Below are 21713 nucleotides of genomic sequence, written 5' to 3'. Positions count from 1 at the left end.
AGGCCTAGCTGATGGGAGACCAAGGCAAAGCATTGACAAGAATCAAAATTTTAGAACCGATGTATCCAAATCATTCCACTGCGATTATTAATGGGGAAACAAGTGGGATTTTAAATTGGAACGATATTCCCTATCCGTCTTTTTACCGGGCATATAAAGAGCTTTCGACGAACTACTGGATTCCAGATGAAGTGGATATGAAAGGTGATGCGAAGCAGTATCCGCTACTATCAGAGGAAGAACGAGCAGCTTTTGATGCGATTATTGGGCTACTTGCAACTCTAGATTCACCGCAAACTCGTTTTATTTATAATATTGCTGAATATGTAACGGATCCGGCTGTTCATGCCAACGCTGCGATTATTGGACAACAAGAAGTGATCCATAATGAAAGTTATTCTTACGTTTTGGCCTCGATCACAGACCTTAAGAATCAAAATCGGATTTTTGATTTTGCAAGAACACACCCAACGATTATTAAGCGAAATGAACCTATCATGGAAGCTTATAATGACTTTATGGAAAATAAAACAGGTGAAACAATTGTTAAAGCTTTAATTCAATCTTCTATTTTAGAAGGAATCAATTTCTATAGTGGTTTTGCTTATTTCTATAATCTGGTACGACAAAATAAAATGAATGGGACTGGAAAAATCATCAGCTTTATTAATCGTGATGAACTGGCTCATTCAAAATTTATTTCAGAAGTCATTCGCGCTATTCTTGGTGAAAATCCAGAACTCCAAACAGACGAACTCGTTGAATATACAAATAATGCCTTTAAGCATGCAGTGGAACTCGAAACAGAATGGTCGAGTGAAGTGCTTCAAGGAATTGAAGGTATAGATGTAGATGAAATGGTCGACTACGTTAAATATCGTGCGAATAAAATGCTTGGGATGCTTGGAATGGAAGAACTTTATCCTGGATATAGCGATAATACCATGACTTGGATTAAAGCATATGCGGATAATTTCACGGAAACGAAGACAGACTTCTTCGAAATGCGCAATTCAAGCTATAAAAAAAACGAATATCGATAACGGATTTGACGATCTATGAGAATCCTCCTTGCCTATGATTCTTTAAGCGGAAACACGAAGATGGTTGCAGACCTGATTCTGGAACGTCTTGAAGCGCTTGGGCATGATGTGACCGCTTTTCGGGTCGCACCAGATGCAGATTATCCACTTGATGAATCTTTTGACCTTTACATGTTGGGGGCATGGACGGTTGATTATGGAAGAACACCACCAGATATGAAAGACTTCATTGCGGAATTAGGTGAAAAACCGAAGCACATTGCTTTGTTTGGAACTGGAGAAACGCAGTGGGGAATTGAAAATTTTTGTGGGGCAGTTGACCGGATGGAAAAGTTTTTTGGAACTGATTATCCGACCTTGAAAATTGAACAAATGCCGCACACAAATGCCGATTATGAGGAAATTAATAATTTTGTTCAGCAAGTGCTGAAAAAAAAGGAGCGAGTCGTTATGACAAGTATCGAAATTAAATCTTTGGAAGAGTTTCAAAATCACATGGCAAGTGAAGAATTAGTCTATGTAGATTTCTGGAAAGATAATTGCCCTAATTGCAAAATGTTAGATCTTTCTTTTCAAGAATTTAATAACTCCGCACAAGCAGAGAAAGTGAAAGTTTTGAAAGTGAAATTGGAAGAAATGGGTGAAAATTTCTTTTTCGAACAAGATATTCGTCAAACACCAACACTTGTGCTTTATAAAGGCGGGGAAGAATTGACTCGTTTAAATGGATTTATTCCACCCAACAAAATTGAAGAAATTTTAGAACAAAATGCGTAAGCTTATTTAAAGCCCTCGAAAGAGGGCTTTTTTTATAACGAGAGGAGATTTTAAAGTTTATGAAAGAACTACAACAGGATATTCGAGCGTTTTTAAAATCACGTGGCTGGGAAGATCAATATGCACTAAAAAAAAGATCTAGCCTTATCTATTTCAATTGAATCCGCTGAGCTATTAGAGTGCTTTCAGTGGAAAGAATCTAATGAGGCTGTAAAAGAGAATCGAGAAGCTATTTTAGATGAATTAGCGGATGTTTTGATTTACGCTTTGCAGCTAGCAGATAGTTTTGAATTAGATGTAGAAGAAATTATTCGAAACAAACTAGAGAAAAAATAAAAAAAAGGGTTTGGTAGTGGGAAATCATTTTGCTTAAACAAGCATTGCGACATGTCGCAATGCTTGTTTGAGTTTTGAAATGCAAATTTATTTTACACGATCCATCAGGGTTTCAGGTAAACCAAAAAAGTTTCCCTGAGCAAAAAAAGTAAAGAAAGTTTAAAGAACATTCTTTTGTTATTGTTTTTGAGTCCTGAACATGATATTATTTACAAGGAAATACGGAAATGAATATTTTTGCCTGTAAAGTGAGGCTCCTATACAAACATAGGCCACTGCCCAAAAATGTCCAAAGACGCCAATGGGTAGAACAGGGATTGTCGGATTAAGGCTTTCCATAATGTGGCTAAGAAAATGATTTTTCTTTACGTTGTATAGTGCCAAAACTTTTGCGAGGGGAAACGCGCATTAGCTGTTTATTTGCATGTGTACAAATCCTTGCCAAAGTTTTGGCAAGGATTTTTTTATGGCAAATTATAAAAAGGATGTGAGATAAATGCCAAGTTTGTTAGCAGAAAGTGACCCAGATAGTAGTTGTAGCAATAAAAAACAGGGGCATTTATCTGCACATAATTGCCGTTAGTGCCTCTTAAAGGAGGACAAAAAGATGAAACAAAATGAAATTGGCTTATTAAAAGAGTCAAAAGAAACTTTAACTGCTATTTTTACACGCTATGAAACCGAAAAAAAATGGTTTGAAAGAAGGACAAGTAAGTAAGAAATTAGAATTTTATGGTGAAAATCGGACGAAAAAAAAGCAAACCGAAGCCTGTTTACCTGTTACTACTCAAAGCTTTTCACGATCCATTTATTTATATTTTAATGCTACTTGCTGTGATTTCACTTTTAACAGCAGACTTTGAAGCCGCGATTATCATGAGTGTGATGATCGCATTCAGCGTGTGTATTAGTTTTATTCAATCTATTCGAGCTCAAAAAGCAAGTTTTTCTTTACAGTCTTTTATTGAGAATCGTACAACAGTCATTCGTGATGGCGTGAAGTGCGAAATCGAAACTAAGTACCTAGTTCCAGGAGATATTATTTGTTTGTCAACTGGAGTCATGATTCCGGCAGATGTACGGGTTTTCGAAGCTCAAGATCTATTTGTTAACCAGTCTATGTTAACGGGAGAGGCATTACCTGTTGAAAAATACAGTTTTGCAGCCAATGAAAATGGCACAATCCTTGAAAGTCAAAATTTAAGCTTTATGGGGACAGACGTTGTTAGTGGAATAGGGAGAGCAGTTGTACTGCGAACAGGTGATGAGACGATTTTTGGTGAGCTTGCGGAAATGGCGACGGCTACTCGGGATCAAACAAGTTTTGATAAGGGGGTACGTGCGGTCTCGAAGATGCTTTTTTATTTTATGCTAGTGATGGTTCCTATTGTATTTTCGGTGAATGGATTTTTAAAAGGGGACTGGCTACAAGCGTTTATGTTTGCTGTCGCAGTGGCTGTTGGCTTAACGCCTGAAATGCTCCCAATGATAGTTAACACAAATCTTGCTAAAGGCGCTGTTAAAATGGCGAAAGAAAAAGTCATTGTGAAAGAACTAAATGCCATTCAAAATTTAGGGGCTATGGATGTGCTTTGTACGGACAAAACAGGGACGCTAACTTGTGACCAAATTACACTAGTACAACATATTGATGCTTCTGGTAAGCCTTCTAATAGTGTATTAGAAGATGCCTTTTTAAATAGCTATTATCAAACAGGCTATAAAAATGTGCTCGATTACGCTGTTATCAAGCACACTGAGCAGACAAGTGATGGCTTACGGAGCCTCAAGCGAATGCAAAAACTTGATGAAATTCCTTTTGATTTTGAAAGGCGCCTGTTAAGTGTTGTTATTCGAGAACGTTCAGCAGATCGAATGATTACGAAAGGCGCTGTTAGAGAAGTTTTCCAGATTTGTACACATCTAGAAGAAAAGGATGAAATAAAAGAGTTAACAGAAAAAGAGAAAACAAAATTAAGTCAATTTAGTGAAACTTTAAATCAACAAGGGATGCGAGTTATTGGTATTTGCTATAAAGACAAACCCAAGGCATCCAAATTTTCGAGTGATGATAAAGAAAACATGATTTTTAAAGGTTTCATAGGTTTTCTAGACCCAGTAAAGCTTTCGGCTGCAGACGCGGTGAAAAGGCTTAATGACAAAGGCGTACAAGTGAAAGTTTTAACAGGAGATAATGAAATTGTAACGAAGAAAGTTTGCCAAGAGGTCGGGATTTCAAGCGAACGCTTTTTGCTGGGAACAGAAATAGAAAATATGAACGATACTGAATTACATCAAGCAATCCAAGAAGTTTCAATTTTAGCAAAACTTTCTCCGCTTCAAAAAGCCCGCATTGTGACGGTGTTGAAAAAAGAAGGGGGGCATACAGTTGGTTTCATGGGAGACGGTATGAATGATGCCCCTGCACTTAGAAAAGCAGACGTGGGCATATCTGTTGATACGGCAACAGATATTACAAAAGATGCCAGCTCAGTGATTTTACTAGAAAAAAGTTTAACCGTTTTAGAGCGGGGATTAGTTGAAGGGCGGACAGTGTTCGGCAATATATTGAAGTATGTAAAAATGACAGCAAGTTCGAATTTTGGAAACGTCTTTAGTGTACTGATTGCGAGTGCTTTCCTCCCATTTTTGCCGATGCTCTCACTTCAGCTATTGTTACAAAACTTACTCTATGATTTTTCGCAGTTTACTCTTCCTTGGGATAGAATGGATGATTCATTCTTGGAAAAACCAAGGAAATGGAATACAAAAAATATGCTTCGTTTCATATTAACAATCGGTCCTGTAAGTTCTATTTTTGATATTTTAACTTTCGTGATTATGTGGAATATCTTTCAAGCGAATTCTATTTCCGAACAAGCTTTATTCCAAAGTGGTTGGTTTGTTGTCGGGTTATTAACACAAACCCTTGTGGTTCACATGATTCGTACGGAAAAGGTCCCGTTTATTCAATCGACGGCAACAAAGTCTGTACTGATTTCAACACTAATAATAATGGGGCTTGGACTTGTCATTCCCTTTACTGGATTTGGCCATGCAATGGGATTTGTAAATTTACCAGCGATGTATTTTCTGTTTTTAATAGGCATACTTTTGAGCTATATGATTGTCATTCAATTTGTCAAACAAGTCTATATAAAAAAATTCCACGATTGGATTTAAAAGGAGATTTTAGCTGTGCACTTAGTAAAAAATAAAACGATTCCAATCAGTTTTCTTCTTCTTAGCTTATATAGTGTCATTCTTGTTTATAGCGCCAGTTTTCAAACGGCTCTTGTGCGTTATGAAGTTAGTGCTCATTATTTTGCACTAAGGCAATTCTTGTTTTTCATGTTTGGTTTCTTTTTGTTATTTGTTGTTTCGCATTTGAACGAGCAAATAATAGTAAACGGAAAAGCGATCAAGTGGATGTATGGAGTTTCCTTTTTTATGCTTTTAGCCGTTCTTTTTTTAGGAGTTACAACAAATTCCGCACAACGCTGGCTGAACATTTTTGGCTTTATGTTTCAACCAACTGAAGTAATTAAATTACTCGTTATTTTATTTACAGCTACTTACTTCACTTATTTTGGTAAGCAAATTGAAAAAAGTGATCGGCCGCTCTTTCTCTATCTTTTTCTATCTTTTTCTATCTTTTTCTATTACTCCTTCTAGTAGGATTGATTATTTTGCAGCCCGACCTTGGAACGGCAGGAATTGTATTTATAGCAGCACTTAGTCAGCTTATTGCTTCAGGACTTTCGCTTAGGCGGATTTTTTAAAGTCATTCTTTTCTTAGTAGGCGTTTTTCTGGTAGATTTTTTGTGTTGGTGTATCTAGTTCATCCCGACTTCTTTAGTAGTACGAAAATGGCGCGCTTTAGCTATTTAGATCCTTTCAATAAGGCGAATTTAAACGCGTCTTACCAACTTCGAAATGGCTACTATGCGATTGGAAGCGGAGGTTTCTGGGGGAGTGGATTTGGCTCTGGTATTCAAAAATTAGGTTACTTATCGGAAGCCCATACTGATTTTATCATGACAGTTATTTCGGAAGAATTAGGTGCGTTCGGCTTATTTCTCTATCTGAGTCTCATCTTTATTTTGATAAAGCAAGCATTCAAGGTTATATTTTTTTAGTTCGTCAACATTTGATAATCTCGTTGCGGTGGGCGTAGTAAGCTGGATTTCTATTCAAATCTTTTTTAATCTCGGTGGTGTATCGGGGATCATTCCGCTGACAGGTGTTCCACTCCCATTTATGAGTTATGGAGGGAGCTCTATTTTAGCACTTGGATGTGGTCTCGGATTTGTACGTGCTGGTGAGAGACGCATGAAAAAACAAAATGGAGAAGGTGAAAGTTATGCAATACAAAAGAAAAATTAGTGAACAGATTTACGCTCTTGTCATTCTCCTTAGCGTCATCAGTTGTGTGGCTATTTATTTCGCCCAACAAACAGGGCAATATGAAAACAATTTTGTTTTACAGCAGATTTTGTTTTTTATTGTGGGATTAGGGATTTGCTTTCTCATTTCTAAAAGCAATATCACTTTTGTTCGAAAACATGTTTTTTGGTTTTATGGTGGAGCCATTATTTTGTTGCTAGGTATCGTTTTAAAAGTTCCCTTCACACAGGAAGTTAACGGAGCGACGAGATGGTATCGTCTTGCAGGTTTTTCGCTTCAACCTTCTGAACTTGTCAAAGGCATTTTTGTTTTCGTAATGGCCCATTTTGCAGCGAAATATGAAAAAAATCCAGTCAAACAATTTTTTGTTTTAGCTAGTTTAGGATTACCGGTTTTGTTACTTCTCTACAAACAACCCGACCTTGGGACTACGATTGTGTATTTTGTTACGGCATTTACAATATTACTAGTCGCAAACAAATCATGGAAATGGATCGTTGGAATCACAACTACAGCTGTTCTTTCAGTTAGCTTCTTTCTTTTTTTTATTGTTAAATCACATGGAATGGCTTGAGATGCTGGGGTTCAAAAAATATCAATTCGCTCGCATTTTTACGTGGCTTGACCCAGCAAGTGATCCAGATGGTGCTTATCAAGTTAATTTGTCACTAAGAGCAATTGGGTCGGGGATGCTTACAGGCCGAAATGGGAATGTTTATATCCCGGAAAGCCATACCGATATGATTTTTAGTTCAATTGGGAATCAATTTGGATTCATTGGTGTTAGTTGCTTGTTAATCGTTTTTATCCTCTTTATTAAAGTGTTGATTGAGGCAGGGCTAACCATGAAAAAAAAACTTTTCTGCGTATCTCTTTGCAGGATTTGCGATGTGTTTTGCCTTTAATATCTTTGAAAACATTGCCATGTCGATTGGACTGATGCCGCTGACAGGGATACCCCTTCCGTTTATAAGTTATGGCGGGTCATCTATTCTTGGGAATATGATCTGTACCGGGATAATGCTTGCAGTTATCCGTAGCGATTCTGAGCTGGAATAACACAACTCAAACGAAAACGCATCCGAGTAGTGGATGCGTTTTCGTTTGAATTTTAGTCATTTATCTGAAGGAATAAGACCGTCTGCGGCGGTTTTTCACTTTGATCAGAAGAACGATACCAAGGACAGTAAGAATAAGAGAAACAAGGAATGTACCAAATCCAACTAGTCCGGAAATACTGAATGAAACAGCAATACCAATAATTCCAACAATTAAGAGGAGAAGTCCAGTTACTTTCATTTGAGAGCTCCTTTCTGTATGGTTAGTTCCATTATACGCAAAATCAGTAGAAAAAGGAGGGTTTTTAATAAATTTTAAGAAAGTTGTAAAAAATAATTAAGAATTTACATGTGACAAGACAATTAAAGATAGCTTTTTTACACTAGAAGTCGTAAAATAAAAAAAGACTAATAAAAGAAAAGAGGGAGGCACTTTATGAAAGAATATTTTGTCGATCGTTCCTATAAAGCATCAATGGGGATTGCAAATGCCGTACTAGTCACACTTGGGATGGGGCTTTTACTGCAAACGATCGGAGATTTAGCAGGACTTGAGTTTCTTACTAAAATTGGAGCAATCGGAAAGAACATGCTTATTCCAGGAATCGGGATTGGGATTGCGATTTGCTTACGAGCAAATACGCTAGTTGTGATTAGCGCAGGGGCTTCTGCCATTATTGGAGGCGGAGGGATTATTACACTCGCAAACGGAAGCTACGCAATTTCAGGTGGCGAGCCAGTCGGTGCGATTCTTGCAGTGATTGTTGCTGTTTGGACAGGAAAACGAGTGAGCGGTACACGATTTGATATGATTCTAATACCAGCTGTTTCGCTTCTTGCGGGCGGACTTTCCGGGTTGCTCTTTTCGAAAATCATGACACCGATTTTAGTGACTGTGAGCGAATTTATTACAACACTTGTCTCCGGGTCTCCACTTATTTCCTCCATGGTTATTGCTCTTATTTTTGGTTTATTAATTTTAAGTCCAGCTTCATCTGCTGCGCTTGCCATTGCTTTACAGTTAGATCCAACCGCGAGCGCCGCTGCATTAATAGGTTGTACAGTTCAATTTGCCGCGTTTGCTGTTTTGAGTTTTCGGGATAATAACTGGGGAGCTTTTTTCGCGCAACTCATCATCACACCCAAGCTTCAAACCGCCAATATCATCCGCAAGCCTAGCTTAATGGTGATTCCACTTTTGACAACGCTTGTGGCTGGTCCAGTTGGCGTACTCGTTCTTCATCTCGAAGCAACCGCTGAAATTGCTGGAATGGGACTTTGCGCATTTGTTGCACCACTTTATTTAATTGCAAACGCTGGAATCGGGACATTTTTAGCCTTTGTGGCTATTGCTGTTTTGTTTCCTGCCATCGTTGCACTTATTGCAAAACCGATTTTATTGAAACGAGAAAAACTAAAAGCAGGCGATTTGAAAATTGAGCTAGAATAAAAAAGAGAACCCTCGGATGTAACTTTCCCATCCGAGGGTTCCTTTTGATGAGCTGTCAAGCCTGCTCATCTGATGGCCGGTTTGCCTGATGTTTCTGTATAAACATACGCTCTTTGAGATTAACAACGGTTAGGCTTTTCATTCGTTAGTGGAAAAGCAAGTCTAACTAATGAAGAATACACTTTCACTAGCAGGAACTTGAAAAGCTTCCTTGACTTTACTGCGAAAGATAAATCGTATCACAGCTTCCTCTAACTCAATATTTGCCTGTACTAGTGGATACTGTTTTCAGAATGCAACCCCAGAAGAGAATGCTTCTGACTTTCAGATAATCCGTTTCTCAAAGGGTGAATTTCGAACTTACACTTTCGACGCGGCTTTTCATCCATCGCCTTCCTCCTGTTTATTCGAAATTCGTATAACCTTTCATCAGACGTTACCGGCATATGACAAAGCTGGAAAACCAGCTTGTACACACACAAGACTTAGAAACTAGAAGCGATATTAAACATTGTGTGCGTAATGAAAATGTCTCTCTTTCATCCGCATCGCCTCTCTTTCCTTTTGTTATAATACAATAGCCGTTTTGAATGTTTTTTAAACGAAATTTATCGAAAATGAGACAAAAGACTAGAAACCGCCAATTATTGTGCCACGATTCGAGCCTTTTGAACCAACTAGATCCTTGAAATCAATTGACAGGGGGAGGTCAAAACAAGTATGATAATTAATGAGAATCGTTATCAATGGAAAGAGGTTGGAAAATGAAAAAAGTTCTTTTTTTTGGGAGTATTAAGCATCATTCTTGTTCTGGCAGCCTGTGGAGGAACAAAAACCGATGAGTCAGCTAAGAAAAAATCAGGAAACGATTACCTATCAATCTGAAAATGGAAAGATTAAAGTACCTGCGAATCCTAAGCGTGTCGTTGTACTTTCATCATATACAGGAGATGCTCTTAAATTAGGTGTTCCAGTTGTAGGAGCAGATTCTTGGAGCATGAACAATCCGAATTTTGATAAAGGCTTAAAAAATGCCAAAGAAGTATCGGATGAAGATATCGAAAAAATCATCGCGCTTAAGCCAGATCTTATTCTTGGATTAAGCACAGTGAAAAATCAAGACAAGCTTAAAAAAAATTGCGCCACTTGTCACCTTTACATATGGCAAAAATAACTATTTAGATCAACACATTGAAATTGGAAAAGTGCTAAATAAAGAAAAAGAAGCCCGGGCTTGGGTTTCAGACTTTAAAAAACGCGCTGCAAAAGCCGGGAAAGAAATCAAAGCGAAGATTGGCGCAGATACAACTGTTTCGGTAGCGGAAAGTTTTGAAAAGCAAATTTATGTGTTCGGAGACAGCTGGGGACGCGGAACAGAAGTTTTATATCAAGCTATGGGACTTAAAATGCCTGAATCTGTTAAAAAAGCAGCAGCTAAGGCTGGTTATTATGCCGTTTCTACGGAACAACTAGCAGATTACACAGGCGATTACATGGTACTTAGTCGCTACGAAAAAGCAGAAAATGCCTTCATGAAAACTAATGCCTATAAGGAAATCCCTGCTGTGAAAAATGACCATGTGCTTCAAGTGGATGCGAATAAATTTTACTTCAATGATGCCATGACACTTGATTATCAATTAAAAACCTTTCAAAATTATTTTTTAGGAGAGTAAAAGCGGTGTTCAGTCATGACAGTTAAAATCCCAATGACCATTCGGTTCTTAATCCTGTTTGTCGCGCTCTTAGTTGCTTGCTACACAGCGCTTGCTTATGGATCTGTAAATTATTCCTTTTCTTTTTTATGGGACGGGTTTGTGCATGGTGCCCATCTGAAAGAAATGGCATCTTTAAGCGAACTTCGCATACCACGGATACTTGCTGCCATGCTGATCGGCGCGGCACTTGGCGTATCGGGAACCATCATGCAAGCCATTACTCGAAACCCATTAGCCGATCCCGGACTATTAGGCGTCTCCGCAGGTGCAAAATTAGCACTTTCTATCGTGATTGCGTTTTTACCAGGACTTGTATTTCCTCTTAAAATGGGAGTCGCTTTTCTTGGATCTGCACTTGGAACCCTACTTGTCTTAGCGATCTCGCAAACGGGGAATCTTTTTAAAGTTGTTCTAGCTGGAGCTGCGATTTCAGCCTTTTTGTTAGCCGTTTCAAATGCGATCAGCTTACTTTCAAAAACTTCAAAGGAATTGACGATGTGGACATCAGGAGGGCTAGCTGGTGTAACCGGGCAGGAAGTGAAATTATTAGCTCCTGTTTTACTCCTAGCGATCCTTCTGAGTTTCTTTTTCGAAAGACAAATTGGCATTCTCACCATGAGCGAAGAAGTAGCAGCTGGACTCGGAGTTTCAACAGGTCGCATCCGTTTTTTCTTGTTCACATTAGTCGCTGTTTTGACGGGAGTTTCTGTTGCGGTTATTGGCGAAATTGCGTTTGTCGGGCTTCTCGTACCACACTTTGCACGCTTTATTTCGGGTACAAGTTATCGCGTGCTTTTGCCCATGTCAGCACTTGTCGGCGCTCTTTTTCTAGTTATATCTGATTTATTTAGTCGCATCATTGCTGCCCCATTTGAAGTCCCTATTATCGCGATTCTTTCGGTAGTTGGACTGCCATTCTTCGTCTTTATCGTACGAAAGGGGCTGAAAGCATGACACGAATTTCTTATAAATGGATACTCTCAGGCGGCATTTTCTTGCTTTTAGCTCTCATTCTTGTTAATCTGTCGCTTGGAACAGATGCCCTATCTTTTTCAAGAGTTTTAGCCGTTTTAACAGGAAACGGGGAGATGCTTGAGAATTTTATTTTGTTCGATCTCCGCATGCCGCGTCTTTTGATCGTCTTGCTCGCTGGGGTTTGCCTCGTCTTATCGGGGAGCTTATTTCAAACTGTGCTAAAAAATGATTTGGCAGACCCAGGGATAATCGGGATCAACTCAGGAGCCGGACTTGGTATCGCGATTTTCTTTCTTTTCGTGCCATTCCAAGTAGAAAGCTTTGGAGCTTTTCTTCCGCTAGCAGGCGGCGTCGGAGCATTGCTAACAGCTCTTTTAATCCTTTTGTTTTCACGGAATCAGCCGGGAAGCTTGATCTTGAATGGAATTGGTTTTTCGTTTGCGATGAGTGGTTTGATGGTCCTTTTAATGGCTTCAGCGGACCGGGAAAAAGTGGACTTTCTTTCTAGATGGCTCGCGGGCTCTATCTGGGGGCTTGATTGGATTTTTGTATTTATTTTAGCCATCACACTTGTTATCCTTGTCCCTTTTATCCTCATAAAAAATCGCACGCTTGATTTACTCACGCTCGATGAAAATACTGCACTTAATCTAGGCGTAAAAGTGACTTTGTGGCGGACTCTTTTTCTCATTTGTGCTGTTTTACTTGCAGCTGTAGCCGTATCGATTACAGGAAGCATAGCTTTCTTAGGTCTACTTGGACCACATATTGCAAGGGCACTTGTAGGGCCACGCCACCGTTTATTTTTACCAGTCGCAATGCTAGTGGGTGCCTTTCTCTTCTTACTCGCAGATACAATCGCGATGCGATTTAATTTGCCATCGGGCATTTTGCTTTCTTTAATCGGAAGCCCGTATTTCATTTATTTATTGTTCAAAAAATAGGGAAGAGACCCCAAAAAGGTCTCTTCCCTATTTTTTTAAAGAAAGTACGCCATAAAAATGTCATCCACATAAGCCCCGTCAAGCAAAAATTGCTTTTCGAGAACGCCTTCCTTGTGAAAGCCATTTTTTTGATAAAAATGAATGGCTTTTTCATTAGTTGATAGCACCCGTAGTTCCAGTTTTTTCACTCCATTTTTCCGTGCCATTTCTTTTAAAGCATCCATTAATTGTCCAGCAATTCCTTGCTTTTGATAAGCAGGATGAACCGCAATATCGAGTTCAAGTACATGCTGAACAGCCTTTAAAGAATGCGGAGCATGGTATCCAAGGATACCAACAACTTTTCCATCCAAAACAGCAACCGTTTTTGAACCAGCTGGGTTTTTTTCGAGAAATTCCGCTTCTGAATCAAACTGAATCTCTGCTGGCGTAGTACCTTTTGTCCAAACTAAATTTTCAAGTTCCAGCATGGAGCTCGCATCCTCTTTATGAGAAAGTCTAATTTCCAAATTTTTCACCTTCATTTTTATTTTTTAGCATAGGCAAATGATTTTCTAAGGGTTTTAAATAAACCTTCATTTGAATAAAGTAACACATTGCTCTTATAAAGCCGGAAGGTGAGTAAGAAGGAAAGTCCGACCGTAATGATCAGAATCCCAAGCGAAATAAAAATGCCAAGATCTGAAGCAGCGAGCATATTCATACGGGCAAGCATCATCATAGGAGAAAAAACAGGGATGTAAGAACCGATGATCACAACGATGTTATCAGGAATGCTTGTTGCGACAATTGAGCCCCAGTATCCAACAATTGAGAAGATCGTAAGTGGATAAATAAACTGAGCGACCGTTTCAACATTCGGAACAAGAGAACCAGCCATCGCGGCAAGAACAATATAAAGCAGTAAGCCAAAGAAAATAAAGAGCAGATTTAAAATCAAGTAGGAAACAGGGAAATTTGCCAGTTGATCAACGAAACCTCGGATCATATCTGTTTTTTGTAAACTAAGCATCGCGATAAAACCAACTAAAAGATAACAGCCAATTTGCGTAAGTAGCATGAGGACAATCGCCGTTAACTTAGCTAGGAAATGCGTCGTAGCAGAAACGCTGGATAAAATAACTTCCATAATTCGCGTTCCTTTTTCTGTTGCAATTTCAGCTGCGACAATATTGGCATAACTAATCACAAAAAAAGAAAATGATTAACGTCAAAAACAAATTCGCTGCTTGCATAACATCTTTTTGACTCTCAGTTAACTGTTTATCAGACTTTAACTGATTTTTGACAGGAACAAGAGAAGTGATGTCTGTTAATTTTTGTTGATCAAGACCATATTCTGCTGCCTTTAATTGAATTTTAGCCGCAGTGAGACTTTGCGAGAGCTGAGTCATAATTTCATTTCCAGCCGTTTCGCGTGTTGTGTACATTGCCTTAAACTTGCCATTTTTTTCAGAAAGCGTTAAGTAGCCGTCAATTTTTTCAGTACTAAGCGCTTTTTCCCGCTGCTTTTTTCGTAGTGATGGAATCATTCACTTTAAAATGTTCTTTATTTTGCTTAATCACTTGAACAAAAGCCGGATTATTTGAAAGAACAGAAATCTTTGCCGAATCATCATTTCCAAAATAATCCATAATTTTAGGAAGAAGAAGTGCGATCCCAGCAACAATCAAAGGAAGAAGAAGAGAAATAATGAAAGATTTCGTTTTCACGTGGCGCTTATAAACCTGTTTTGTAATCACCCAAAATTTATTCATGCTGATCCCCCGCTTTCAATTTAAAGATTTCTTCAAGTGTTGGTGGTTCAAGGCTAAACATTGGGATAAAGCCATCTTTAGTAACAAATTCAAAAACAGCTTCCGCATATTTTTCATCTTCAAGCTCTAGCCGACGAATCCCATCACGAAGCGTCTGAATCCGAACAACGCCCGGAAGAGCAAGCAAGTCTTCATCGGAATGAGGCGCCTTCAAGCGAATTTGTTTATGACCAAAACTTTCCTTCACAGAAGTGGTATCCCCCCGCAAAATCGTCTTACCATGGCGTAGCATAATCAGTGAATCGCAGAGTTCCTCGACATTTTCCATCCGGTGACTCGAAAAAATAATCGCTGCCCCGCGTTCCTTCATTTCAAACACAAGTTTTTTCAAAATTTCCGCATTAACAGGGTCTAAACCGCTAAAGGGCTCATCCAAAATCAGCAGTTTAGGATTATGTAAAATCGTACTAATAAGCTGAACCTTCTGCTGATTCCCCTTCGAAAGCGTCTTGACAAGGTCCGTTTTCTTCCCAACAATTTCCGCACGTTCCATCCACATATCAATCTCAGAGATCGCTTTCTTTTTAGGAATTCCTTTTAACTCAGCAAAGAAAGTAAGTTGTTCTTCGATCGTAACATTTGGATAAAGTCCACGTTCTTCGGGCAGGTAGCCAATATCATTAGGATTTATTTGGTTTGCCGAATCATTATTCCAAGAAATTTGTCCGGAAGTCGCTTCGATAAATCCAAGAATCAAACGAAAAGTAGTAGTTTTTCCAGCCCCGTTTTGACCGATTAGTCCTAAAATTTCGCCAGAATTGACACGAAAAGACAGATCATCGACCGCAAGTTTCTCACCAAAGGCTTTTATAACATGCTGTAATTCAAGAGCCATATATCTTCCTCCTTACTAATAGTCTGAGTATCCTCTTCATTTTACCAAACTTTTCCGAAAATGAGTATGATTTTCTTGCAAGAAGGGGAGAAGCTCTTTGGGGATTTCGAAAGTTTATTTTCCAGATGATGCTAAATTATTAAGAATGACGATAAAAACTAATAAGGCAAGTTTGGGTGTTTTCAAACAACAAAAATGGGTTTCAGGAAAAATCACTCAATCCTGAAACCCATTCTTATTCTAAGATGCGGCCGAGAGGACTTGAACCTCCACGAGCTAATGCCCACTAGGCCCTCAACCTAGCGCGTCTGCCGATTCCGCCACGACCGCTTTATTACAACAAAAATTATTATAGTATTAAATGGACCGATTTGTCAACGTTTATTCGAACCATGCATGTATTTTTTCTTGCGCATATGTTAATTTTCACGTATAGTATTTACTGAAAAGGTGATGGAGTTCGCCTAAAATGTGATATTCGCTGATGACTCCTATTTAAATGTACATGGGAAAACGAACCGATGTCTATTTAAATAGGAGTTTTTTTATTGGAGGTTTTGGAAAATGTATCTTTTGTATATTGCTATTTTTAGCGCTTTAGGAGGAATGGCTCGCTACGGAGTCAGCTTAATTCTACCAAGCAATACCTTTCCTCTTGCTACACTTGTAGTGAATCTTTTAGGTTGTTTTTTTGCTTGCCCTTATCACCCAGGGTTTTGCGAATCATACCCGGTTTAGCCAAGAAGTGATAACGGCGATGGGGACAGGATTTGTTGGCTCGTTTACAACGTTTTCTAGCTTTAGTGTCGAAAATATTCATTTATTGCAGGCAGGAGCCTATGCAGAAACTTTTCTTTATATTGGAATAAGTCTCGTTGGGGGCTTAGTTGCAGCTGCACTAGGGTATCTCGTTTCAAAAAGGTGGGATAAACGAAGTGCTTAATATCTTTGTGGTTGGAATTGGTGCTGCTTTTGGTGGGATGACTCGGTATCTCCTTACGCTTTATTTGAAAAAGAAGTGGCAAAGTGATTTCCCTTGGCCAACTTTTTTAATCAATCTTTCTGGGTCTTTTTTATTAGGACTTTTGTTATCAAGTGAACTCGCGAGCTTCCTCGTACTACTTCTTGGAACTGGATTTATGGGTGGTTATACAACGTTTTCAACTTTTAAAGTTGAAAATATCGAACTATATCGACGCAAAGAATATGGGAAAATAGCTGCTTATTTGCTCTTTAGTTATGGATTTGGATTACTTACAGCCTATCTAGGAATTTTGCTCGGTGGTGTATTATAACCTTAGATAAAGCCTTCTATAAAGCGATTTTAGAAGGCTTTATTTATAAAGATAAAAAAATTTTAATTTGTGTCTAAAATGTGAACAAATGGGAAAATGGGTTGTAGTTCATCTTTCACATATGATACATTAAGTCTGTACATAATTATTTTTAATGGAGGAAAGTTCATGAAAAAAGGGTTATTTTTATCAGTATTGCTTGTCTTTATGTTAGCGCTTGCTGGCTGTGGGGAAACGGCGCAAGAGAAATTTGTGGATACGTATAAAAAACAAACAGATCTACCTGAAAAATATACACAATCTGTATCTTTTAAGGTTGATAGTTTTGAGCAAGATGGTTTAGATGCACAAACAGCTGCAATTGTTGAGTTACTGAAGCAAATGCAAGTTACTTTAACTTCATCAGTTGATACAAAAGCAGAAAAAAGTTCAACAGATATCAAGCTTGTTTCCAAAGGAAGCATGAAAATGAATGTTGATTTGACAGTTTTAAGTGACATGAAGTCTGGTGAGTTCTTCATCCCACTTAAAAATATTGTGGGTGTAGATAGTAGCGTAAGAGCACTGATTGACGGGCAAACAAGTGGTGCTTTTTCAGAAATCACGAAAAGTCATCCAGAGCTCAAAGATAAATATTTAAGTAGTAAAACGATCGCAGAACTTGCTGGGACAGAAGAACCAGTTAAAACTTCTGGAAAAACAGTTAAAGCAACAAAAGATTTACAAGAAGAAGTTACTAAAATGATGACAGATTACCTAAACGGCTTAGATGAGAAACGTTTCTCAGAAGGTAAAAATGAAACAGTTGAAATAACGCTTGATAAAAAAGATTTTTCGGCCATCTTAAAAAAAAGCTCACAAAATGCTTGGAAAAGCTAATGTGAAAAAAGACATTAAAACTATCGCTTCTGAGCAAGGAGCAAGCAAGGATTTTGATGATAACTACGCAGAATTCCGTGATGACCTAGAACGCTCAATTAAAAACTTTGATAAAAACAATACTGTTAAGATTTCCATGCCAATTAGTATGAAAACTGGAAAAGACGATAAACTTGAATCAATGACGATGAAAATCAAAATTGATAATTCAAAAGATCGAACAGATTCCTATAAGATGGCGGCAACATTGAAACTTACAAATAAGGACTTCGTTAAACTACCAGCTTTTCCAAAAAGCTCTGAAGTATTGAGTGGAAAAGAACTTGAAACGATTATTCAAGAAGCTGTGTTAAAAGTGATGTACGGCGACAAAATTAAGACATCTGATCTAGAAGGTTTAGATACATCTGATGCAGATTTATAAGTAAAACTGGAAGCAGCTATTCGGAAATCGCCGAGTAGCTGCTTTTTTGTTGATGTCAAAACGACTGGCTTTGTGGTATGATATGAGAAGAAAATAATGGAACGGGTGAAAAAAAAATGAAGCAAGTTTTTTATTCAACTAGTCAGGAAGAAACGGTTCATTTTGCGGAAAAAATGGGAAGCTTACTAAAACCGTCTGATGTTATCCTGCTTGAAGGAGACTTGGGGGCTGGCAAAACAACTTTCACAAAGGGACTTGCGAAAGGACTTGGAATTGATAAAGTGATCAAAAGCCCAACTTTTACAATCGTGCGTGAATACAAAAATGGACGGTTGCCGCTTTATCATATGGATGTTTACCGGCTTGAAGAAGCTTCAATTGATGAACTCGGACTATTTGAGTATTTTGATGCTGGCGGCGTGAGTGTCGTTGAATGGGCCCATTTTATTGCAAGTGAGCTCCCAGATACGTATTTAAAACTCACGATAAAACGTGCAGGCGACGAAGAACGGGAGATTATTCTCGAGTCTTATGGCGCTCGTTACGATCAGCTTTTAGCGGAGGTTATAAACGATGATTCTTGGAATTGATACGGCAACGGATACGATGAGTATTGCGCTTTCGAATAGTCAACGAATTGTTGGAGAATTTACGACTAATCTTAAAAAAAATCACAGCATTCGACTTCTTCCAGCGATTCATGCACTTCTTGAAGAATGCCAAGTAAAACCAAATGAATTGACCAAGATCGCGGTTTCTAAAGGGCCGGGTTCTTTTACAGGTCTAAGAATTGGTGTAACGACGGCCAAAACATTGTCTTATGAGCTTGAAATTCCTCTTGTCGGCATTTCTTCTCTCCAAGTTTTAGCTCAAAATGCGATTTTTTTCGAGGGGCCAATTGTAGCTTTGATGGATGCGCGGCGAAATAATGTTTATGCGGGAATTTACGAGGCGCAGCAAGGGGCATTAATGAGTACATTTCCTGATCAGCATATTGCTTTAACAGAACTTTTATCAAGGGTTGAATCGATTCAGAAATCAGTGCTCTTTGTTGGTGTGCTTCCAGAAACACTTCAGGAAATTATTACTGAAAAGTTAGGGGAGAAAGCTATATTTGCCCCGTCTTATATGACATATCCGAGAGCGGCATCGCTTGTCGCTTTGGCAGAGAATGAACCGGGCGAAGATTCGATGGATTTTGTGCCAAGCTATTTGAAACTTGCAGAAGCAGAAAGCAAGTGGCTTGAAGCGAGGAAAAAACAGTGAGTGTAACGTTTTCTAAAGCGGAGCTAAACGACATTCCTGAACTTTTGAAAGTAGAGCGAGCTGTTTTTAGTTCACCGTGGACGGCAGAAGCTTTTCTTGGTGAATTTACGGCTAACCAGTACGCTTATTATATACTAGCTAAGCTTAACGACGAAGTGATTGGCTATGCAGGCATTTGGTTAGTACTTGATGAAGGTCATATAACGAATGTGGCTATTCTTCCTGAATATCAAGGGAAAGGATACGGGGAGGCGCTTATGCGAGAACTGATTTTGGTTGCCAAGAAATTTGGAGCTAAGCATTTGACGCTTGAAGTTCGTGAATCTAATCAGCCAGCACAAAGTCTTTATCGAAAATTAAAATTCCAAAATGGCGCACTCCGGAAAAACTATTATCCGGATAATGGGGAAGATGCGCTCGTGATGTGGGTGGATTTAACATGAGTAAAGAAAAAAAATTGATACTTGGAATAGAATCGAGTTGTGATGAAACGGCCGCTGCTGTTGTACGTGGCGGGAATGAAATTCTCTCTAACATAGTGGCGTCACAAATTGAAAGTCATAAACGCTTCGGTGGCGTCGTGCCTGAAATTGCTTCACGTCATCATGTTGAGCAAATTACGATTGTGATCGAAGAAGCACTTGCGCAAGCAGGGGTGAAGATGGCAGAAATTGACGGCATTGCTGTTACGGAAGGGCCAGGACTTGTTGGCGCGCTTCTTATTGGCGTCAGCGCAGCTAAGGCGCTTGCGTTTGCAAGTGGCAAACCGCTCATCCCAGTTCATCATATCGCAGGCCATATTTATGCTAACCGATTTGAAACAGCCTTTCATTTTCCGCTCTTAGCACTTGTTGTTAGCGGAGGACATACTGAGCTTGTTTATATGAAGGAAGAAAATTCGTTTGAAATTATTGGAGAAACGCGCGATGATGCGGCTGGAGAAGCTTATGATAAAGTGGCCCGGACGCTTGGGCTTCCTTATCCGGGTGGGGTTCAAATTGATAAGCTCGCCGCAGAAGGAGAAGACACGTTCCACTTTCCACGAGCAATGATTGATGATGATAGCTATGACTTTAGTTTTAGTGGCTTGAAATCGGCTTTTATCAACCAGTTGCATAATATGAGACAGAAAAACTTAGAACCGAGTCCAAAAGATATGGCCGCTAGTTTCCAGGCCAGTGTGGTTGATGTTTTAGTGACAAAAACCATTCGAGCAGCGCGTGAATATGGTGTGAAGCAATTGCTTTTAGCAGGTGGCGTCGCAGCGAACCGAGGCTTACGCGAGCAACTAATTGAGGAAGTGAATCTCGAGCTTCCAGATGTAGAGTTGATCATTCCGCCGTTATCACTTTGCGGAGACAATGCGGCGATGATTGCTGCTGCAGGAACCGTGCAGATGGAAATGGGACACTTTGCAGGGCTTGCCATGAACGCCGAGCCAGGCCTTGAATTTGATGAAGTTTGATGGGAAAAACAAAAAAAAGAAGCTTTCTTGGCCCCGGGCCAAGAAAGCTTCTTTTTTTAGCTATTTATCTTGAGGATTGCCTTTTCCTCGTAGGCCTTGAAAAACAAATCGAATGGCAGTTACAAAATCAACTGCTGCCATGGCCATGATGACATATGCAAAAACGCCCCATCCGCCAGTATTTACTTGCTGAATGGCAAAATAAACGAAGACGATGCCGAGGATAAAATAAAGCAGTCCCTGCATGAGATAACGTCGATTCAATTGATTAACCTCCCATAGTGAGTCCGGCGACAAGGACAAAAGTATTCATTAAAATATGTGCTCCCATCGGAACGATGATCCTTTTTGTTTTTGTATATAGATAGCAAAGTACTAAGCCGATTAGGAAGTAGGCCAGTAAATAGTTAATATCTCCATGAAGAAGTGCAAATAAAAACGAACTGATAACAGCAGCACCGTGGATATTAATGAGGTTTGCGAGACCACCATAAATCACTTTTCGGAATACGAGCTCTTCAAGAATCGGTCCTGTTACGCTGATGAAAAACAGGAAGATAGGAGCTGTTTTTGCATAGCCAAGCAAACTTTCTGTATTGGCAGAGCCGCTAGGCATGCCAATGAATAATGCGGTAATATAAATGGCAATGTACTGTGAGGCGATTAAAATGATAAAACCAAGCACGATCCAGAGCAAGCTAGCCGCTGAACTTGCTTTTTTCCCCAAAAATGATTTTATTGGTTTCGGGTTTTTTCCGGAGCACGAGCCAAACGATTAGCAGCGCGAGCAGATTCGAGAAGATAGTCCAAATCACTACGGATAAGGAGTTTAAAGTTGCATTAGGTTGAGAGCTCGCTGCATGGAGGATCGTTCGTACGATCGGGACGCCGATAACTCCAGAAAAGAGCATGATAAAATAAGTGAATATGATTGTCCAATAACGTTTGGGCAAAAAACCGCATCCTTCCATAAAAAAAACTTCGTGTCTTGCTTCTTTACTATTGTACTCGCAAGCAGTCGCT

22 protein-coding genes, 1 tRNA gene, 8 pseudogenes and 2 riboswitches are annotated in these 21713 nt (G+C 39.2%); of the genes and pseudogenes, 24 read left to right on the top strand and 7 right to left on the bottom strand.

All coding sequences use genetic code 11. The features are described from left to right. Window positions 1–11: 11 nt before the first annotated feature. The 10 genes and pseudogenes from MAQA_RS05285 to MAQA_RS05260 all read left to right on the top strand — a co-directional run bounded on the left by MAQA_RS05285 (window position 12) and on the right by MAQA_RS05260 (window position 7622). Window positions 12–1062, top strand: a pseudogene (locus MAQA_RS05285) (ribonucleotide-diphosphate reductase subunit beta). Next, window positions 1059–1472: pseudogene (locus MAQA_RS14405) on the top strand (flavodoxin); the annotation flags it as partial. The pseudogenes MAQA_RS05285 and MAQA_RS14405, both read left to right, overlap by 4 nt. A 21-nt stretch (window positions 1473–1493) precedes the next feature. Next, window positions 1494–1820: a thioredoxin family protein gene (locus MAQA_RS14400; RefSeq protein WP_036072197.1), complete on the top strand. Its 327-nt coding sequence runs from the start codon at window positions 1494–1496 to the stop codon at window positions 1818–1820. Between the two features lie 59 nt (window positions 1821–1879). Beyond that, window positions 1880–2156, top strand: a pseudogene (locus MAQA_RS14115) (nucleotide pyrophosphohydrolase). Between the two features lie 233 nt (window positions 2157–2389). After that, a riboswitch (M-box (ykoK) riboswitch) is annotated at window positions 2390–2562 on the top strand. A gap of 268 nt (window positions 2563–2830) precedes the next feature. After that, window positions 2831–3019 (top strand): cation-transporting P-type ATPase, encoded by a 189-nt coding sequence (locus tag MAQA_RS16375; RefSeq protein WP_338151615.1) that lies wholly within the window; start codon window positions 2831–2833, stop codon window positions 3017–3019. After that, window positions 2934–5339, top strand: a complete 2406-nt coding sequence (gene mgtA, locus MAQA_RS05270; protein ID WP_338151617.1) for a magnesium-translocating P-type ATPase — start codon at window positions 2934–2936, stop codon at window positions 5337–5339. Before MAQA_RS16375 ends, mgtA begins: the two co-directional genes overlap by 86 nt. Window positions 5340–5354: 15 nt before the next feature. Beyond that, the gene (locus MAQA_RS15400; protein ID WP_241463107.1) at window positions 5355–5831 is read left to right on the top strand and encodes an FtsW/RodA/SpoVE family cell cycle protein; all 477 of its coding nucleotides are present in this window, start codon (window positions 5355–5357) and stop codon (window positions 5829–5831) included. 149 nt (window positions 5832–5980) lie between these two features. Beyond that, window positions 5981–6295, top strand: a complete 315-nt coding sequence (locus MAQA_RS16075) for an FtsW/RodA/SpoVE family cell cycle protein (protein ID WP_277619941.1) — start codon at window positions 5981–5983, stop codon at window positions 6293–6295. A 10-nt stretch (window positions 6296–6305) separates the two neighbouring features. Beyond that, a pseudogene (locus tag MAQA_RS16070) lies at window positions 6306–6542 on the top strand (FtsW/RodA/SpoVE family cell cycle protein); the annotation flags it as partial. Beyond that, window positions 6520–7622: pseudogene (locus tag MAQA_RS05260) on the top strand (FtsW/RodA/SpoVE family cell cycle protein). The pseudogenes MAQA_RS16070 and MAQA_RS05260, both read left to right, overlap by 23 nt. A gap of 60 nt (window positions 7623–7682) precedes the next feature. Here the strand turns inward: MAQA_RS05260 and MAQA_RS05255 are convergent. Next, window positions 7683–7862, bottom strand: coding sequence for a hypothetical protein (locus tag MAQA_RS05255; protein ID WP_036072006.1), 180 nt, complete (start codon window positions 7860–7862; stop codon window positions 7683–7685). 195 nt (window positions 7863–8057) lie between these two features. On the opposite strand from MAQA_RS05255, the gene MAQA_RS05250 reads away from it, so the two are divergent. From MAQA_RS05250 to MAQA_RS05235, 4 genes and pseudogenes are all read left to right on the top strand, one after another. Then, window positions 8058–9071, top strand: coding sequence for a PTS sugar transporter subunit IIC (locus MAQA_RS05250; RefSeq protein WP_036072005.1), 1014 nt, complete (start codon window positions 8058–8060; stop codon window positions 9069–9071). 783 nt (window positions 9072–9854) lie between these two features. Next, window positions 9855–10747: pseudogene (locus tag MAQA_RS05245) on the top strand (iron-hydroxamate ABC transporter substrate-binding protein). A 15-nt stretch (window positions 10748–10762) separates the two neighbouring features. Next, a complete protein-coding gene (locus MAQA_RS05240) occupies window positions 10763–11743 on the top strand; it encodes a FecCD family ABC transporter permease (protein WP_036072003.1) in 981 nt (326 codons plus the stop codon). Continuing rightward, window positions 11740–12708, top strand: a complete 969-nt coding sequence (locus tag MAQA_RS05235; RefSeq protein ID WP_052008475.1) for a FecCD family ABC transporter permease — start codon at window positions 11740–11742, stop codon at window positions 12706–12708. The genes MAQA_RS05240 and MAQA_RS05235 overlap by 4 nt, the downstream gene beginning before the upstream one ends. 35 nt (window positions 12709–12743) lie before the next feature. Here the strand turns inward: MAQA_RS05235 and MAQA_RS05230 are convergent, their stop codons facing one another. The 3 genes and pseudogenes from MAQA_RS05230 to MAQA_RS05220 all read right to left on the bottom strand — a co-directional run bounded on the left by MAQA_RS05230 (window position 12744) and on the right by MAQA_RS05220 (window position 15361). Then, a complete protein-coding gene (locus tag MAQA_RS05230; RefSeq protein WP_036072000.1) occupies window positions 12744–13217 on the bottom strand; it encodes a GNAT family N-acetyltransferase in 474 nt (157 codons plus the stop codon). Between the two features lie 17 nt (window positions 13218–13234). Beyond that, a pseudogene (locus tag MAQA_RS16370) lies at window positions 13235–14466 on the bottom strand (ABC transporter permease). Then, window positions 14459–15361: an ABC transporter ATP-binding protein gene (locus MAQA_RS05220; protein WP_036071998.1), complete on the bottom strand. Its 903-nt coding sequence runs from the start codon at window positions 15359–15361 to the stop codon at window positions 14459–14461. The pseudogene MAQA_RS16370 and the gene MAQA_RS05220 overlap by 8 nt, the downstream one beginning before the upstream one ends. Before the next feature lie 97 nt (window positions 15362–15458). Here MAQA_RS05220 and MAQA_RS16065 point away from each other — a divergent pair, with 97 nt between their 5' ends. Continuing rightward, the gene (locus MAQA_RS16065) at window positions 15459–15587 is read left to right on the top strand and encodes a hypothetical protein (protein WP_277619940.1); all 129 of its coding nucleotides are present in this window, start codon (window positions 15459–15461) and stop codon (window positions 15585–15587) included. A gap of 20 nt (window positions 15588–15607) precedes the next feature. Here the strand turns inward: MAQA_RS16065 and MAQA_RS05215 are convergent. Next, window positions 15608–15691: transfer RNA gene (locus MAQA_RS05215), tRNA-Leu, on the bottom strand. A gap of 110 nt (window positions 15692–15801) precedes the next feature. Continuing rightward, window positions 15802–15862: riboswitch (Fluoride riboswitch) on the top strand. A 63-nt stretch (window positions 15863–15925) separates the two neighbouring features. Between MAQA_RS05215 and MAQA_RS16365 the strand changes: the two genes are divergently transcribed. From MAQA_RS16365 to tsaD, 9 genes are all read left to right on the top strand, one after another. Next, on the top strand, window positions 15926–16099 hold the full coding sequence (locus MAQA_RS16365; RefSeq protein WP_338151614.1) for a CrcB family protein: 174 nt from the start codon (window positions 15926–15928) through the stop codon (window positions 16097–16099). A 19-nt stretch (window positions 16100–16118) separates the two neighbouring features. Next, a complete protein-coding gene (locus MAQA_RS15375) occupies window positions 16119–16304 on the top strand; it encodes a fluoride efflux transporter FluC (protein WP_420911930.1) in 186 nt (61 codons plus the stop codon). Further along, complete coding sequence (gene crcB / locus MAQA_RS05205) at window positions 16297–16656, top strand: fluoride efflux transporter CrcB (RefSeq protein ID WP_036071996.1); 360 nt, start codon at window positions 16297–16299, stop codon at window positions 16654–16656. Before MAQA_RS15375 ends, crcB begins: the two co-directional genes overlap by 8 nt. Before the next feature lie 168 nt (window positions 16657–16824). Next, a complete protein-coding gene (locus tag MAQA_RS05200) occupies window positions 16825–17535 on the top strand; it encodes an Lmo2079 family surface lipoprotein (RefSeq protein ID WP_036071992.1) in 711 nt (236 codons plus the stop codon). 1 nt (window position 17536) lies between these two features. After that, on the top strand, window positions 17537–17959 hold the full coding sequence (locus MAQA_RS05195; RefSeq protein WP_159099960.1) for a hypothetical protein: 423 nt from the start codon (window positions 17537–17539) through the stop codon (window positions 17957–17959). Window positions 17960–18075: 116 nt separating this feature from the next. Beyond that, window positions 18076–18549, top strand: coding sequence for a tRNA (adenosine(37)-N6)-threonylcarbamoyltransferase complex ATPase subunit type 1 TsaE (gene tsaE / locus MAQA_RS05190; RefSeq protein WP_036071986.1), 474 nt, complete (start codon window positions 18076–18078; stop codon window positions 18547–18549). Continuing rightward, on the top strand, window positions 18533–19225 hold the full coding sequence (gene tsaB / locus MAQA_RS05185) for a tRNA (adenosine(37)-N6)-threonylcarbamoyltransferase complex dimerization subunit type 1 TsaB (RefSeq protein WP_036071984.1): 693 nt from the start codon (window positions 18533–18535) through the stop codon (window positions 19223–19225). Before tsaE ends, tsaB begins: the two co-directional genes overlap by 17 nt. Next, a complete protein-coding gene (gene rimI, locus MAQA_RS05180; RefSeq protein ID WP_036071982.1) occupies window positions 19222–19668 on the top strand; it encodes a ribosomal protein S18-alanine N-acetyltransferase in 447 nt (148 codons plus the stop codon). The genes tsaB and rimI overlap by 4 nt, the downstream gene beginning before the upstream one ends. After that, window positions 19665–20690, top strand: coding sequence for a tRNA (adenosine(37)-N6)-threonylcarbamoyltransferase complex transferase subunit TsaD (tsaD, locus tag MAQA_RS05175; RefSeq protein ID WP_036071980.1), 1026 nt, complete (start codon window positions 19665–19667; stop codon window positions 20688–20690). Before rimI ends, tsaD begins: the two co-directional genes overlap by 4 nt. Window positions 20691–20750: 60 nt before the next feature. On the opposite strand, the gene MAQA_RS05170 is transcribed toward tsaD, so the two are convergent. Together MAQA_RS05170 and MAQA_RS05165 are read right to left on the bottom strand one after the other, a co-directional pair. Next, window positions 20751–20954, bottom strand: coding sequence for a YdiK family protein (locus MAQA_RS05170; protein WP_052008474.1), 204 nt, complete (start codon window positions 20952–20954; stop codon window positions 20751–20753). A 4-nt stretch (window positions 20955–20958) separates the two neighbouring features. Continuing rightward, window positions 20959–21643, bottom strand: a pseudogene (locus MAQA_RS05165) (lysostaphin resistance A-like protein). Between the last annotated feature and the right edge of the window lie 70 nt (window positions 21644–21713).

Origin of the sequence: Listeria aquatica FSL S10-1188 (assembly GCF_000525795.1) — a bacterium.
Classification (GTDB): domain Bacteria; phylum Bacillota; class Bacilli; order Lactobacillales; family Listeriaceae; genus Listeria; species Listeria aquatica.
This window is presented reverse-complemented; position numbering and strand designations above follow the sequence as displayed.